The sequence below is a fragment of the Clostridioides sp. ZZV15-6597 genome, assembly GCF_020657815.1.
In the GTDB taxonomy this organism is placed as follows: Bacteria; Bacillota; Clostridia; order Peptostreptococcales; family Peptostreptococcaceae; genus Clostridioides.
Map to the genome: position 1 here is coordinate 1 of NZ_JAGWCT010000091.1, position 15,761 is coordinate 15,761.

A 15,761-nucleotide genomic window follows, 5' to 3' on the forward strand; every position below is an offset into this window, starting at 1 on the left:
AGTTTTGTTAATTAACTCTTGCTGTTTTTTATTTGGATACATTCTAAACTTATAAGCTTTTTCCACTACTACCACCTCACTTTACTTATTTTTTATGATTATATTAATACTGGATATCTATATTTTACACACCTTACTATATGGTATTGTACTAAATATGCATATCCCATGAGTCACTTCCATTTTTCATCACCCATAATAACATTAACAAATGTAATTATTTAAAACAAGCATTTTGAAGGTTTTTATATTTATTTCTAAATAACATATGTAAGAACCATAAGTCTTAACTTTTATCATTTTTGAGGTTGTCGTTCACATAAGTTCGCTATTACCTATGCAGTTCTCTTATGAACTTCTTACACTTTCATGCAAGCACAGACTATATCTTATCCTTCGGCATTATCCGTTAAGGTCTACCCACTTCCACTACCGATAGCTTGTAGTGTACTTCCCTCAAGAGGAATAGTCGTTGAAGTTTCTCCTATTCGGAGCTTACCTGCTGATTGCCCATTTTAAAGTACTTAGGGTTTAACCTTATACCATCTAACCAATTTTTTCCACTTTCGTAACTTTCACACTTAGGTTTATTTCATCCTTATGTTTTAGTTTGGTTAGCTTTAGGGGTTTCCAGCAATTCAAGTAGTATTGGATAGGTTCTATCCTATCTCTACATATAAGTTTCCCTATATGCTGACTATTTTAGCTACTAACTCATGACTAAAGTCACGAGTGTGCGTAGCTATTTTTTAATCAATTAAATTTCCTGCTTTTATATACTTTTTGCTCATTTTTAAATTCTCCCCCTTTTCAAGTATAATGTATTATTTATCTATTATTTTTAATATTCTAATAATTAATTTTACCACTATATTACTATCATTTCAAATTTAAGTGAATTAAATATCGAATTAAATTAAAGTATATTAGAATATTTATAATATGTAAAAAATATTATTCAGATTGCTTTTATATCAAAGATAAAAATAAGACAAGATAATCAAAATATACGTATAATTATCTTGCCTTATTTTTATTTATTCATTTTTATATAATAAAAGTATACCAATCTAAAGTTATAAGATTAATACTATTATTTAATTTGCTACAAAAAACAACTTGTCTTGTAAACTTACATCTCCATTTATCAATTCAGCTTCATATACTGTTTTTTTAAGACTCATATCAAATACTTGAAATTTTATTGGTTTAGTTCCAACTATATCAGAAGTAACTCCACTTCCTTTTTTCTCTCCTGAAATATTTTCCTTTACACTTGAAATAGAATATATTTTATCATCTAGCAACTTAACTTTTCTAACACCAGATAACGCTTCATCATAATTTACTTTTAAATTAAGCCTTTCATAATCTTCTAAATTAATCTCATTGGAATCAACACTATAAACAAGATTAATTATAGAACGACTTTTATCTGTAACTATAATATTTAGTTTGTTATCTTTAACAATATAGTCTAACTTTGTTTTACTTAATAAACCCCTTTCCCTTTGGTCAGCATTTTTTTCTTTATTTAAATTATCCATAAACTTATTACTTTTATTGAAAGAATTCTCTTCTATATCATATACAATAAAATCTGAATAATTATCATGACCTTCAATGTCACCATTTATATCTTTGTTATTTAATCTCTCCAAATAAAGTTTAGTTCCAATAGAAAATTTAATCTCGTTAATACTCTGTTGGTATTTGCTTTGCGAATTTAAATTAAATCTATTTAATAATTTATAGGATTTATTTTTTATGTCTATCTTTAATATACAAATATTATTGACTGTAGCACCTGAAACATTGGTTTCACTAATCACCATATATAAATTTCCCCTATATATTTGGTTAAAAACAGTTCGCCAGCTATTTTCTTTAAAATCAGATTTTTTTAAATCAATATCAAAATTTTCTTCTAAACCACTTTTTAAATTTTTATTTGAAACTTTTATATAATCATTTAAATTGTTTCTTTCATGTACTGAATTAGACTTAGTAGAAGTATATGCTACACCTATATTCAAATCATCTTTATATATAAATTCGCTTCCTTTATCATCAATAAAATCGCTGTATTTCTTATCAATATGCAAATAATCATTTCCAATTTTAGTTTTAGGATTTGTATCATTTCTTGTCCCATTTTTACTTATGATTACTTCTTCATAAGTATATTTACTTATATTAGGTGTATATACTAAACTCACTCTTCCTATATCCTTTATATTGCCATTTAAAGTTCTTATAGATAATTTATTTTTATTAAGATAACTCAATATCAAAGCCATAATAATCATTGATAAACATACTGTTATAAAACATATTGTATATTTTCCTAATTTCTTTTCTCTCATATATACACCTCCTAAAAGTCAATTTTATTATTTAAAAGTTTATTAGACACAAAACTACATACAAATATACTCACACTTGAATATACTACAGTAAATACATTACTATATTCATAAGGTATAATAAATTCTACAAGAATTATAAATATTAGAATTTCTATAACTAAAAATAGAAAACTCATTAAAGCCCTCATCTTATACACAGATTTATTTATAAGAATTGATGTAAATACTACACATATAACTCCTATTAGTAAAAATACATATTCTACTAATAAGTTCTCAAAGCTGTATGGAAGTAAAATATTTAACTTATATATTGTTTCTTGTACAAAATTATAGTTTGTAATACTACCAAGCATATAATTCGGTAGTATCTTACTTGCAATAAATAAAGTTATAGTAAATAATATCGTGTAGCTATACACTAGAAACAATACATTTAATAATTTAGATATATAAATATTAATTTTATTTTTAGGAAGCATCATAAGTGTATATATAGATTTACTTTTCATATCAAAATCTCTATACCAAATAAAGAAAGCATAACAAATACACACAAATATACCAAACAAAAAACATGATTGTATAGAACCCATTATGTTTCCAAAACTTGAAAATCCCATGACACTTACTGTTTCTATTGTCTTTCCTACTTTTGATAACTGCTCAGTTTTTACTGCATTCTCTATTATATAATTATAATCATTTAAATTTTTCACTAGATTTAAAAATACAATCGAACAGCAACAAATGATTATAAATATATAATTTTTTATGTTTCTTTTTAAATCAAACTCAAATAACTTCATTAAATCTCTCATCAATTCACCTACTTTATTCCAAATTCTAAATTGCTATTTGAACTATTAAACTGTAATTCTCCCTTATACACTATTTCTTTCGAATTTTTATTTATTATATATAGGATAGTCTTATTGTCCCAAGGTAGTACGGGATTTATTTTTGATGTACATACAATGATTTTATTTGAATCAATTTCAATGTTTCTAATGCTTCTTTCTTCTTTTTCATCCAAAACATATTTATCTTCAACTAAACCGCCATCTAGTATGTTATAAGTTATTAAATTTATCTCTTTACTTTTATTGGCATTATCTCTTTCTGACATTATCATATATAATTTACTATCTTTTAGCTTTGCTTTTTCCAAAGACATTCTATCATAACTTTTTAATTCTATTATGTTATCTTTATTCTCTTCAACATTATACTCAAGTAAATTTAGCTTAGAAGCAACATCGTCCCATGTATTTGCATTTATTGCTTCTATCAAAATATACATTTTATCTCCATCTTTACTAGAATAACTTACATCAATACTTTGTATATTGTTGTATTTTTCAAAAAGATACTTGCTTATATTTATACTTTTTATCGTCTCTATTTTTTTATTTTTAGTATTAATCTTTATTATATCTATAGTACTCAAAGCTTCTTCATCTTTTTCTGATGAGTCACTTGGAGCATAAAGCACAGACACATATAAGTCTTTTTTGTATCTTTTTGATGATAGTACTTTTACATGATACTCATCGATATCTTTATCTACTTTATATCTCGTTCTTATAAAGTTGTTCATATCTAGTTTTTCATATTCAATTTTTTTATCACTTCCTTCTGACATAAATACACCTTTTTCTAGGTCTTCTTTTTTCTCATCTATGACAAAATTTATCCCTCTTGAATTAGATTTAGAATCATCATTTATTTCAAAACCAACATGAGCTATTGAATCTAAACCACTAGAGACATCGATTAGATTATTCGTATTCTCACTCTCTTTTATTGATTTTAATAATTCTGTTTTTTTAGTTTTATTACTTCCATTTATTATATATCTTGAATTTATATATCCATTAAAATCATATCCAAAATCTATGTTTATATAGTCCAATTCATCTGGGTCACCTTTTATAGTTTTTATACTTAAATTGTTTTCATTGTTCAATATGTCTATACTAAAATATATTGCTACTGCTAAAAATATAATAAGTATAGATACTTTAGATTTTAATTTCATGACACACCTCCTAAACAGACAACTTCTTATTTATTAAAAAATAAGAGATTCCATTTAAAATAAACATTATAACTATAAAACTTAATACATAATTACCTAAAGAATTAAGTTGTGTTCCAACAAATCCATAATACTTTCTAAACAAACTAATTATATTTATATACACTGTTGAAAAATATAGCCCTGCCAAAATTATCAAGGTAATTAAAATCACATAAAGTTTACCTCTGTAAGAAAATGTGAATAATATACAACAATTTAAAAAAGAAATAGCTAAAAGCAGTAAAATCACATAAATTGTTATAAAAGAAACAAAATCGATTGGAATACTTTTTAAATTTAAATAATATAAATCCTGAGCAAAGGACATATTAACTATTGGAATATTTCTAAAAATAAAATTAAATATATATTTACATATAAATAATGTTGCTATCTGACTTATCAAAAAACCATATACCATTGTTATCAAAGCTATTGACTTAGATATGCAAAGCTTAAATTTATCCTGCGGTAACATCATTAAAGTATAAATACTTTGATTTTTAGAAAAGAAATCTCTTTTCCACATAAAAATATAGTATGTAAACATTCCCAATATTCCGTACAGTAAAATTATTTGGATACATCTAAGATTCCCAATTACACCTATTCCATAAAATACACCTCCAAAATCCTCTATTGCTAAGTTTATAATAAATTTAGAGTTCTTAAATTTAATAATTTCAAATAAATTTAAACACAGTGTAATTAAAGATAAAAAAGATATATAAGCTATATAAAACCTCTTATTTCTCCTTAAATCTACATTTATTAGACATAGAAGCTTATTCATTCTTATATACCTCCCTCATTTTATCTAATATAGACTTACCCTCTCTTTCTCTTAAATCTTCTGCATTAAATGATGTTATTATTTTACCTTCATCAAGAATTATAACTTCATCAACTAGGCTTTCTATTTCTACTATCTCATGAGTTGTTATAATAATAGCTTGATTTTCTTTCATATATTGTGCTATTACCCCTATAAATTCTTCTCTTTTAAACAAGTCAATCCCTGTGAATGGTTCATCAAGTAATATATAGTCTGGGTCTTGACAAAATCCAAGTATTAATTTTACTCTTGCAATATTTCCTTTAGATAAATTGTCAATTACTTCATTTTCATTCAGTTTAAATATATCCATCATTTCTTTTGATTTTTCTTTATTCCATCTTGGATAAAAAATTTCCATAAATTCAAATGACTCTTTTATTGTTGTATTACTAAAGTGAGATTCTACATCTGGAACAAATGCAAGTTTATTATATATGTTTTTATTCATTTTTTCTCCATCTATTAAAATCTCTCCACTGTCAATTTTTATAAGTCCTGCTATTGCTTTTAATACTGTTGACTTACCAACACCATTTATCCCAAGTAAAGCTGTTATTTTTCCTTTTTCAATATTGAAGCTTACATTCTTTAAAGCCTCTATTTTTTTTACTTTTAGCCCTTGCATTCTTTTATATGTTTTACTTACATTTTTAATTTCTATCATATTAGTGTCCTCCATATTTAATATGCTTGTACAATTAACCTTATAAGTTAAGTGTTTATATTTATTAAAAAACTAATATCTATCTTCTATTATCTTTAAAACTTCTTCTTTAGTAACATTTATCGCCTTCATATCTTCTATAAATACAACTAAAGATTCATTTATTAGCTCTAGTTTTAGATTTTTTAATATATTTTCATCAACTGTCACGCTACTCTGATAGTTTTTAAAAGTATTTATTATATTCATATCACCCATCTCCTTATATGCTCTTTGAACAGTATTTAAATTTACTTTTAAATTAAGTGCCATTTCTCTTCTTGATGGTATTGTTTCTCCTGGTTTTAATTCTCCGGTTACTATTTGTCTCTTTATATGCTTTATTATTTGCAAATAAATGGGAGATGTATTATCTAATTCAAAATTCATACTTCCTCCTATTCTAGTGTATTAATACTATAATACACTTTTTCTAAAAAAATACATTCCTACTTTAAATTTCATTTTATATTTCATTAAGTGTATTATACGATTAATACACTTGATTTGTAAACACTTTTTTATAAATTCTTTGATTTTAATTTATTAAATCATTGAAATCAAAATTCAAATAATAAGTTTACAAAATCGAGCATCAAATGAGAGGATATATATTTTATGTTATGTTAGACTTGAAAACAAGCAGACAAGGTAAGGTTATCTCATCAACGAATCAAAAATCTTATATTGTACTAATACTTAATGGATTAATGAAACCATTATAAACATACTTAGGGAGGAAAACAAATGAATTATAAAATTGAAATTAAAAACATCGAATCAGTCACAGCAGCTACTATGAGTTACAATGGACCTATGACTGAAGCAACAAAATATTTTCCAAATGTATTTAAATCTATAAAAGGAAAATCAAATGGTGCACCATTCTTCTGCTACCATAATGTTGACCAAGAAACTGGCATAGGAAAAATGGAGTTATGTGTACCAACTGCTGAAACTCCAAATCGTATAGGTGTAACAATAAAAGAGTTTCCTAAAACAAAAGCTTTGTTTTTTACCCACATGGGTTCATATAGTAATTTGCCAAAAACATATGAAATGATATTTAAATATATTCATGAAAATAATCTAACGATACAAACTCCTTGGAGAGAAGTATTTATTAAAGGACCAGGTATGCTAATAAAAGGTAATCCAGATAAATATATTACAGAAATCATATTTCCACTTAAAGAGGAGGAATAATATATGTTGGCAATCGAAATCAACAATTTAGTAAAAGAATATAAAAATGGTGTAAAAGCTTTAAATGGTCTAAGTTTTAGTGTAAAGGCTGGAGAAATCTTTTCTTTGCTTGGTCCAAATGGTGCTGGTAAATCTTCGCTTATCAATATTTTGACCACTTTTTACAAACCTACAGCTGGTAATGTAACAATGTTTGGAAAAGACTTAATAAATAATCCATCTTGGATACGCACTCAAATTGCTTGTGTAGCACAACAAATATCTATTGATGAACACCTGTCTCTTATGGAAAACATGCTATTCCAAAGTAAAATGTATAAAGTGGAACCACAAGTTGCAAAAGAAAGAATAAACTCTTTAATTGAAAAATTTGAGTTAACTAGTTACTTAAAGTATCCTACCTCATCTTATTCTGGTGGAGTAAAACGTAGATTAGATATAGCTATGAATATGGTGTCATCTCCTAAAATTCTATTTTTAGATGAACCTACTGTTGGTATGGATGTAGATTCAAGAAAAGCTATGTGGGATATGCTACTAAAAATTAGAGATGAATATGGTACAACTATTTTTCTAACTACTCATTATCTTGAAGAAGCTGAACAACTAAGTGATAATATCTGTATTATGAAAAATGGAAAAGATTTGGCACAAGGAACACCATCTAGTTTGCGTAGTTATATTAAGCAAAACATACTTCGTATCGTATTTCATGATAATGAAGATATAAAAAAATATAAAAATGATATTAAAAATACTTGCTTAGTTAAATTTATGAATGTACGAGGAAATTCACTTTTTATAAGTGTAGAAGATAGTAGAACTGCACTTACTTCAATAAATAAATTTCTTTTAGAGCATAATATAAAGTTTGATGCAATAGAAATTGTAGAACCAAGTCTTGAAGATGTTTTTTTAGCATTAACAAGTTCTAAAAAGGATTCAAAGGAGGAATGGAAATGTTAAATATCTTATGGCGTAATATGAAATGGCGTTTTAAAAATCCAATTTCATTTGTAGTTACTATATTACAACCTCTTCTTTGGCTTGTACTTTATAGCTCTGTCGCAAACCAAACTATGAGTGATATGAATATTGATAATTATACAGCTTTTATACTTCCAGGTATAATTGTATTGGTTATCTTTTCATCATGTAGTAGTGGTGGTATCATCAATTTTATAATGAAAAATAGCGGAAGTTTTTATAGAGTTTTAATTGCACCTATTAGTAGATATTCCATTGTCTTTGGTCAGTTACTAGAAGCTATCCTAGTGTCTTTTATTGAAGTAGCAATTTTATGCATAGTAAGCATATTCTTTTCAGTAAAAATAGCATCTGGTATTGGTGGAATTGCTATAATGATAGTATTGATATTTATGACAGCCTTTTTTTTATCAAGTCTTGCTTATGCTATAAGCCTATTATTACCAAATGAAATAATTTATGAAACAATTATGACTGCCATTGTACTTCCTATTTTCTTTTTAAGCTCTGCTCTCTTCCCTGTTGAAGATTTATCTGGAGGATTAAAAATAGCAGTTATGCTCAATCCATTTACCCATGTTATTAATACTTTACGTAGCCTAATATTTGGTAAAACTATTCTGGTTGGAGATATACTACCTGTTATAGTGTTATTTTTAATATTATGTTGTGGAAGTTTCGCACTTGCTATGTGGAGACTAAAAAAAGAAATGGTAAGTTAATTTTTGAAGATAATGTGTGTAGATTTGTAAAAAACTAATCTATTATATATACACTAAAGATACACTAAAAAAGGTGGTGTTCCAAAATGATTAATTAAAATCATTTTGAGACACTACCTTTATAATTCATGCTACTTAAGTGTATATTTATAAATTTATACAAGAAACTATAAACTAAAGTACTTATATGTATAATTACTTATTAAACTTCTTACTACCTAACTTCATGTGGAACTTAGTATCTTTTGGAATGCTTGGGTTTATACCTCTTAATGTAGGTATTTCTCCACATATCAATTGTATAGGTACTATGAAGTTAAACGTTTGATAGTAAGGGTTATCTATAATATTTGCCTTTAAATTTTTGTCTTCTTCTGCAACATCTCTACCTATGACAAATACATTGTCTGTCCATCCAGAAAGTACTTCAACCATCTTAGTTACTCTAGGCTCTTTTCCTGTATCTAGTATAAATATAGTAGAATCACTATTTATAGCATTGTACACACCATGTATGAACTCTTCAAACTCATATCCAGTTACAGGTATTCTCATTGTCTCTAATAATTTTAATGCTGACTCTAATGTATCTCCATATATATCAGAGTTGCCTACTATTCTTATTTCTTTAGCGTTAACTAGCTTTTCTTTGTTTCTTTCAATCCATTGTTCAGATGATTTATATACTGATTCAAATCTATCTATTGCATCTAATATCTTATTTATCTCTTCATTGTACTTTTCACTAGATATTATTCCTTTTTCTCTAGCTATTTGAAGACCTAATAACATTAAATTTAACTTTGTGCAATAAAAGCCTTTTGTTTTCGCACCAGATTTTTCTTCACCACAATTCACTGTTAATATATAGTCAGAAATCTCATCTATCAGAGCATTTTTACAACCCGCCATAGATGCTATTTTACAACCTTTGTCTTCAGCTAACTTCATAGCATTATATACAGAATAACTACTTCCACCTTGAGATATTCCTACTACCAAAGTATTTTTATTATCAAATTTAAACGTATCTTCAGTTATCATAAATGGATACTTTTCTACAACATCTATGTCTAATAAATTTTGTAAATATGGTTGTACTTGCAATCCTGAGTGGTAACTAGTACCTGAACCTGTTATTATAATCTTTTTTATATCTTCTTTCTTAATTTCATTAAATAAATTATCTGCATTAGATATCATTTCTCTCATTTTAACTGGTGTTTCTAACATATAATCTTGTATTCTCATTTTGTATGCCTTCCTTATTCATATATTCAATAAATTATAATTTTGTTTCTATAATAATCCTATTGCATGTAAAGCAATTCCTCCCACTATAATGCCTAGAGTTAACTTTGTTACACTTACCTTTCGCTTTAACATGTAATATATTACAAATGCAAAAGTTAAAGGCAACATATTAGGTATTATTTTATCTAATATATCTTGTAAAACCACTTCTGCACCATTTAAATTAAATTTTAATGGAGTGGTTATACTTAACATTGTTGCAACCATTCCTCCTACAACAAATAAACCAACTGTTGTAGCCATAGACATTATTTTCTCCATAAGCCCTTCTCTTTGTATTCTTTCAAGGGAATTTACCCCGACTTTATATCCATATTTAAGTCCAAGTATTCTTAGAGCAAATGCTGGGATATTGTACAATAGTAAGAATAATAGTGGTCCAAATATATTTCCTTCTTTTGCAAGTGATACTCCTATTCCAGCCGCTATAATTCTAAATGTTCCCCAAAACAGCGAATCCCCAATTCCTGCAAGAGGTCCCATAAGAGCTGTTTTAACAGCACTAATTGAACTTTCATCAAATTCTGGATTATTAGCATTTTCCTCTTCCATAGCTACGGTTATACCTAATATAGCAGGAACTACTACTGTGGTTGTATTAAAAATCTCTAAATGTCTTTCTATTGCTTTTGCTTGATTTTCTTTTTTATTATATAACTTCTTTATTGCAGGTAACATTGCATAACAGTAACCTAAATTTTGCATTCTTTCATAATTGAATGCACCTTGAAGAGCAAATGAACGCCAAAACATACTTCTTAATTCTTTTTTTGTTAGTTTATTCAAAGTCAATCTCTCCTTCCGTTAAAATATTAGTTGCTACTTGAGGATTTTGACTATTTTCTTTGTTATTAATATAAAAGTTTAATATAACTGCTACACAGACTCCAAACAACGCTATTGCAGTTATATCTAGTCCAACATAAGATGCTAAGAGGAATCCTATAAAGAAAAATACAGACATCTTTTTTGAAAGTAACATATCCATAAGTAGTGCAAATCCTACTGCTGGTAACAATGTTCCTGCAACACCTAATCCATCTAGTATAACTTTAGGTATTGCATTTATTAATGTTGTAACTTTATCAGCACCAATCATAATTGCTAAAAATGTTGGAACTGATGTACTTAAAAAGAATAATACTACTGGCACCCACATCATTATGGTAACCTTTTTAAAGTCAGCTTGTTTAGCATAGAAAACTGCCTTTTGAGAAAAATATGAGTTTACTATTCTAACTAATACTCCAAGAGATTGTGCTAAGACTGCTACTGGCACTGCTACAGCTAGAGCAACTTCTGCACCATTTCCTGATAATATAGCAAAAGCTGTACCTAATACACCACCTGTTACTACATCTGGAGGAGTAGCTGCACCTATTCCTGCAATTCCCATCCAAATTAATTCAAGTTGTGCACCAATCATAATTCCTGACTTTATATCTCCTAAAACTAATCCTACTAATGCCCCTGTAACTATTGGTCTATCAAACATAGATTGACCAAATATACGTCCATCTAATATACCAAAGCCTGCTATAATAGCTAACATAATAGCTTGTACTAACATAGTGAACCTCCCTCTTAATTTACATTAATTACATCACATTCTTGATTTCATTTTTATTTTCTAATAATTCATTTACATGAACAATTCCATTTCTCGCTTCCTCTAAACCCGATTTAGCTAATAGCTTTGCATCCTCTTCTAGTGATAAAAGAATATCCAAAAGCATTGGTAAATTTACTCCTGTTAATAACTCAAATTTAAACCCCTGCAAAAGTAAATTAGTACATATGTTTGCTACACTTCCACCAAATATATCTGTTAGTATGATAAGTTCTCCATTATCTTTGTTATTTGATAATATACTTATCATTTCTTTCTCAGCATCGTCTGCTGATTTATCTTTTGTCATACAAAAGTACTCAACATTACTTAATGAACCAATTATTAATTTACTTGTCTCAACAAGCTCCTTAGACAATTCTCCATGTGTTGCAATTAAAAATTTTTTCATTTTCTTTCTCCCAAATTATTTTATTAAGTCTGATAATTTTTTCTTTTTGTCTCTAGGTAACATTCTAAATTCTATATCAATTCCTAAATCAGCTATTTCTTTAAAATTTTTTATATCATTATCATCAACAGCAACTAAGTCTGTCAGCTTCTTCTTTCCTTCTTCGTATCTTAATCCACCTACATTTATTTCTTTTAAAACTCCTCCTGAGTTTTTAGCTACATCTAAAGCATCTTTTGTATTTTTTACCAATACTAATACATTACTTTTCTTTGAAGAAGCAAATTTTTCTACTATTTCTCCAGATTCCTCTATCCCCCTTATATATAAAGTTACATTACTAGGCTTAGCTAAATTTAATGACATGGCTTTCATTTGATCGTTTTTTGCTTCATCATTTGCAACTAATATTACATTTATACCTAGTGATGTTGTCCATCCATATGCCACCTGCCCATGTATTAGTCTGTCATCAATCCTCATTAAAGATATCATTTTCCTCAAATCCTCCATTATATATTAAAATTTTTATTTTTTATCCTCTTGTTTACTTATAAAAGCAAAAAGCATGCCAACTAGTGGCATACTTTTTTTAATTTTATTTATTTATTTTTTAATACCGTATTTTACTGAAGTGAACCATAAATAATATTATAGATGTATCCTATTTCTGAAATAGATATTTGCACACTATAACTCTTTTCTAGCACACTAAATGCATTTTTTATTAGTTTAACTTCACTGTGATGGTTTTTAATTAATAAATTCATATCAGTATACTCTTCAATCTCAGCTTGTCTAACTAATCTTTCAATCATACAACTTAAGTGAACATATAAAGCAATTTTTTTGTCATTAGGAAGTTTTTTCTTTTGATTGTTTTCTATAGCGTTGATTCCTTCTTCTATTCTCTCTATTATTTTTTTTGAGTCTAAAATAGTCAGACTATCTATTACTCTAGTCAAAGAAAAATTCTTTATGATAGAATCATTTATGTTTTTGATTTTTTCACTTTCTACTACTTTACTAAATATTCTAAAGACATCCTCTTCTCCTTTTCCTGATATTATATCCTCTAACAGTATGAAATCTACTCCATTTACATTTGGATTAGCAGTTCCTACTATTGCCAATACATCATACATCTTAAAAATTGGATCTTTATCTCCCATAAAAACAAGACTCTCATAATCATGAGGTATTATCTTAACATCAACTATACCAATTAAACTTTCTGAAAGTAGATGTTGGATTTTTATAGCAGTACCTATCCCAGTAAAGCAAGAAGATACTATAGCATACTCCTTATTTTTTTGAGGATAATACAATTGTATATTGGGTTTAATTTCTTCATCCATAATTTCTGCAATATCTTCAATATTTTTACCTTGCATTAATAAATTGCCTACCTCTAGTGCAGAAATAGTGGATATTTGGTCTATAAACAACATTGGACTATTTATTTTGCTCTTTAAATCTTCATATATCAGATTAAGAGAGCCCATATCAAATAACACAACTAGTCCATTTTTTATCCTATCTCCTTCCAAGTATCTAGACATTTGATTTGATACATCAGCAATTGTCGCATCTATTGGCATATCAATAGCTGTAAATACATTTTTACCCAACATACGATTACATACATTTGCCATACTACTAGCAGTAGCATACCCATGTGCTATAATCATTGCATTAATTTTATTAGACTTCATTCTTATAACTGTTGACTTAATAAATATAATCATTATAATTATATCTACATTATTAAGGTACATATCCAATCTATTTGCTATTAATGTTGATACTTTATTTATTATAGAGTATTCTTTGTAATTCTCTTTTTTTAAATATGTTAGTAATTTACTTTGTAAAATTTTACATTCATCAGACAATTGATAAGACTCATCCTTCAAATAAAGATACGAAGAAAATGCTAATACATTATTCCCATCATATTTTATATTGTTGTTAACTTCTAAATTTCTAAATATGTCCTGCATTATAGATATTATAAGCTCCATAAGTACATTTTTATTTTCATCATTATTTGAAAAAACTAAGTTATCCATTAATCTAATCATTAAGTTGGAACTCTTTTCACTAAATAACTCTTTCGTTATTTCTTTTTTTTCTAGTCTATCAAAATAATCTAAACACTTTATAAGACTTTGATATATTATATTTCTTTTATTTCTTTCATTTGATGTCTCAATATTAAATTGTTTAGGAGAAAACACAATACTTTTGCTTTTAGCACTTTGGAACTGAAATATATCTACATTTTCTATATAAATATTTCTAGGAAGGTCTTGAAGTGTAACAAAAATATTTCCATTTCTTTTTTGATTTTTTGCATATGCCCTTCCACATGCATATTTTATTACATTTTTACATTCACCTATATTACCTTTGAATTTTATCTTTAAAATCGTATTTAATGTAATTTGAGTTATCTCTATGGGTAAACCAAGTACCTTACTTTCCTCATATATAAAATGTTCTATAATCTTCCTTTTTTCAATAGTTCCTCTTTCCTCTATATTTGGAACATAAATATTTATAGTTATTCTTCTTAAAAAAGTCTGCAAAAACTCAGATAAGCTTTCTGTTGTAGCAAATACTAGTCTTACCTTAGCACTTCTATTTACTCCATTCTCTCCAATTCTAGAAAATGTACCTGTATCCATAAATGTAAATAACTTTTCCTGACCTTCACTGTTTAATCTATGTACCTCATCTAAAAATAATATACCACCATCAGATTTCTCTATTAACCCAGCTCTAGATTCATTTGCTCCAGTATAAGCCCCCTTGACATGTCCAAATAGTATACTTGATAATAACTCTGGATTATTATAATACTGTGCACAGTTTAGTACATTATATGGAGAATTTTTTTCTAATATATTACTACTTACACTATATTTATATATTACCTTCGCTAAAAAAGTTTTACCTACACCACTTTCGCCTGTTAGCATTATTGTAAGTCCATCATTTGGATAAAGTACAGCGGTTTTTATTTGTTCTATTGCCTCTTTTAGGCTACTTTCATGACCTATAATACTGTTAAATACAATTTCCTGCTTTAATAATTTACACTCATTATTAAGTTCATCAACACTTTCATAAATACTTTTTTTCGTAGGACCTATTGCATCATTTATCTTATTTTTTGGTAGAAAGATAACAGGTCTACTATTTATCTTTATAAGATTATCAGATTTTACCAAATCATTTAATAATCTGCTTGATTGAGTTCTACTTAAATTAAATTTTTTTACTATATCTTCTGTTACTATACCACTCTGGTTTTTAAGTTCATCAAAATTGTTAAATAATACCTTTTCATTTATAAAACGTAAAATCTCATTCTTCATAATCAACCTCCAATATAAATATCAATAATACCAATGTATCATTTATATATTAGTGCAAATTTAGGAATAAAGTACATATAAAAACAACTCTATACTTTTTAAGTAAGAGTAAAATTTTAAAATACTATACACATA

Annotated in this window: 16 protein-coding genes; 3 read left to right on the top strand and 13 right to left on the bottom strand. The window is 27.0% G+C overall.

All coding sequences use genetic code 11. The features are described 5' to 3' along the window. The 7 genes from KGF52_RS16320 to KGF52_RS16350 form a co-directional block, all read right to left on the bottom strand. Positions 1-75 (bottom strand): helix-turn-helix domain-containing protein (locus KGF52_RS16320; RefSeq protein WP_139046823.1); only part of this gene is annotated, 75 nt, incomplete at its 3' end. A gap of 1,022 nt (positions 76-1,097) precedes the next feature. Next, the gene (locus tag KGF52_RS16325; RefSeq protein ID WP_227840902.1) at positions 1,098-2,366 is read right to left on the bottom strand and encodes a hypothetical protein; all 1,269 of its coding nucleotides are present in this window, start codon (positions 2,364-2,366) and stop codon (positions 1,098-1,100) included. An 11-nt stretch (positions 2,367-2,377) separates the two neighbouring features. Continuing rightward, positions 2,378-3,190, bottom strand: coding sequence for a hypothetical protein (locus tag KGF52_RS16330; protein WP_227827467.1), 813 nt, complete (start codon positions 3,188-3,190; stop codon positions 2,378-2,380). Positions 3,191-3,198: 8 nt separating this feature from the next. Continuing rightward, on the bottom strand, positions 3,199-4,410 hold the full coding sequence (locus KGF52_RS16335) for a hypothetical protein (RefSeq protein WP_227827466.1): 1,212 nt from the start codon (positions 4,408-4,410) through the stop codon (positions 3,199-3,201). Between the two features lie 10 nt (positions 4,411-4,420). Beyond that, the gene (locus KGF52_RS16340; protein ID WP_227827465.1) at positions 4,421-5,245 is read right to left on the bottom strand and encodes an ABC transporter permease; all 825 of its coding nucleotides are present in this window, start codon (positions 5,243-5,245) and stop codon (positions 4,421-4,423) included. Then, positions 5,238-5,954, bottom strand: coding sequence for an ABC transporter ATP-binding protein (locus KGF52_RS16345; RefSeq protein WP_227840903.1), 717 nt, complete (start codon positions 5,952-5,954; stop codon positions 5,238-5,240). Before KGF52_RS16345 ends, KGF52_RS16340 begins: the two co-directional genes overlap by 8 nt. Before the next feature lie 72 nt (positions 5,955-6,026). After that, positions 6,027-6,383, bottom strand: a complete 357-nt coding sequence (locus KGF52_RS16350; protein ID WP_227433053.1) for a GntR family transcriptional regulator — start codon at positions 6,381-6,383, stop codon at positions 6,027-6,029. Between the two features lie 357 nt (positions 6,384-6,740). On the opposite strand from KGF52_RS16350, the gene KGF52_RS16355 reads away from it, so the two are divergent. Genes KGF52_RS16355 through KGF52_RS16365 form a run of 3 tightly spaced genes read left to right on the top strand, consistent with a single transcriptional unit; the run spans position 6,741 to position 8,908 of the window. Further along, positions 6,741-7,199, top strand: a complete 459-nt coding sequence (locus KGF52_RS16355; protein WP_227840904.1) for a GyrI-like domain-containing protein — start codon at positions 6,741-6,743, stop codon at positions 7,197-7,199. A 3-nt stretch (positions 7,200-7,202) separates the two neighbouring features. Further along, a complete protein-coding gene (locus tag KGF52_RS16360) occupies positions 7,203-8,165 on the top strand; it encodes an ABC transporter ATP-binding protein (RefSeq protein WP_227840905.1) in 963 nt (320 codons plus the stop codon). Next, positions 8,159-8,908, top strand: a complete 750-nt coding sequence (locus KGF52_RS16365) for an ABC transporter permease (protein ID WP_227840906.1) — start codon at positions 8,159-8,161, stop codon at positions 8,906-8,908. Before KGF52_RS16360 ends, KGF52_RS16365 begins: the two co-directional genes overlap by 7 nt. 195 nt (positions 8,909-9,103) lie before the next feature. Here KGF52_RS16365 and KGF52_RS16370 read toward each other — a convergent pair whose 3' ends face one another. From KGF52_RS16370 to KGF52_RS16395, 6 genes are all read right to left on the bottom strand, one after another. Continuing rightward, a complete protein-coding gene (locus tag KGF52_RS16370) occupies positions 9,104-10,159 on the bottom strand; it encodes an SIS domain-containing protein (RefSeq protein ID WP_227827460.1) in 1,056 nt (351 codons plus the stop codon). Positions 10,160-10,207: 48 nt separating this feature from the next. Further along, positions 10,208-11,008, bottom strand: a complete 801-nt coding sequence (locus KGF52_RS16375; RefSeq protein WP_227840907.1) for a PTS system mannose/fructose/sorbose family transporter subunit IID — start codon at positions 11,006-11,008, stop codon at positions 10,208-10,210. Next, positions 11,001-11,792 (bottom strand): PTS mannose/fructose/sorbose/N-acetylgalactosamine transporter subunit IIC, encoded by a 792-nt coding sequence (locus KGF52_RS16380; RefSeq protein ID WP_227827458.1) that lies wholly within the window; start codon positions 11,790-11,792, stop codon positions 11,001-11,003. The genes KGF52_RS16375 and KGF52_RS16380 overlap by 8 nt, the downstream gene beginning before the upstream one ends. 28 nt (positions 11,793-11,820) lie before the next feature. Further along, positions 11,821-12,243: a PTS mannose transporter subunit IIA gene (locus tag KGF52_RS16385; RefSeq protein ID WP_227840908.1), complete on the bottom strand. Its 423-nt coding sequence runs from the start codon at positions 12,241-12,243 to the stop codon at positions 11,821-11,823. Positions 12,244-12,258: 15 nt separating this feature from the next. Continuing rightward, complete coding sequence (locus KGF52_RS16390; protein WP_227827456.1) at positions 12,259-12,738, bottom strand: PTS sugar transporter subunit IIB; 480 nt, start codon at positions 12,736-12,738, stop codon at positions 12,259-12,261. Positions 12,739-12,869: 131 nt separating this feature from the next. Then, positions 12,870-15,626: a sigma 54-interacting transcriptional regulator gene (locus KGF52_RS16395; RefSeq protein ID WP_227840909.1), complete on the bottom strand. Its 2,757-nt coding sequence runs from the start codon at positions 15,624-15,626 to the stop codon at positions 12,870-12,872. Positions 15,627-15,761 lie beyond the last annotated feature (135 nt).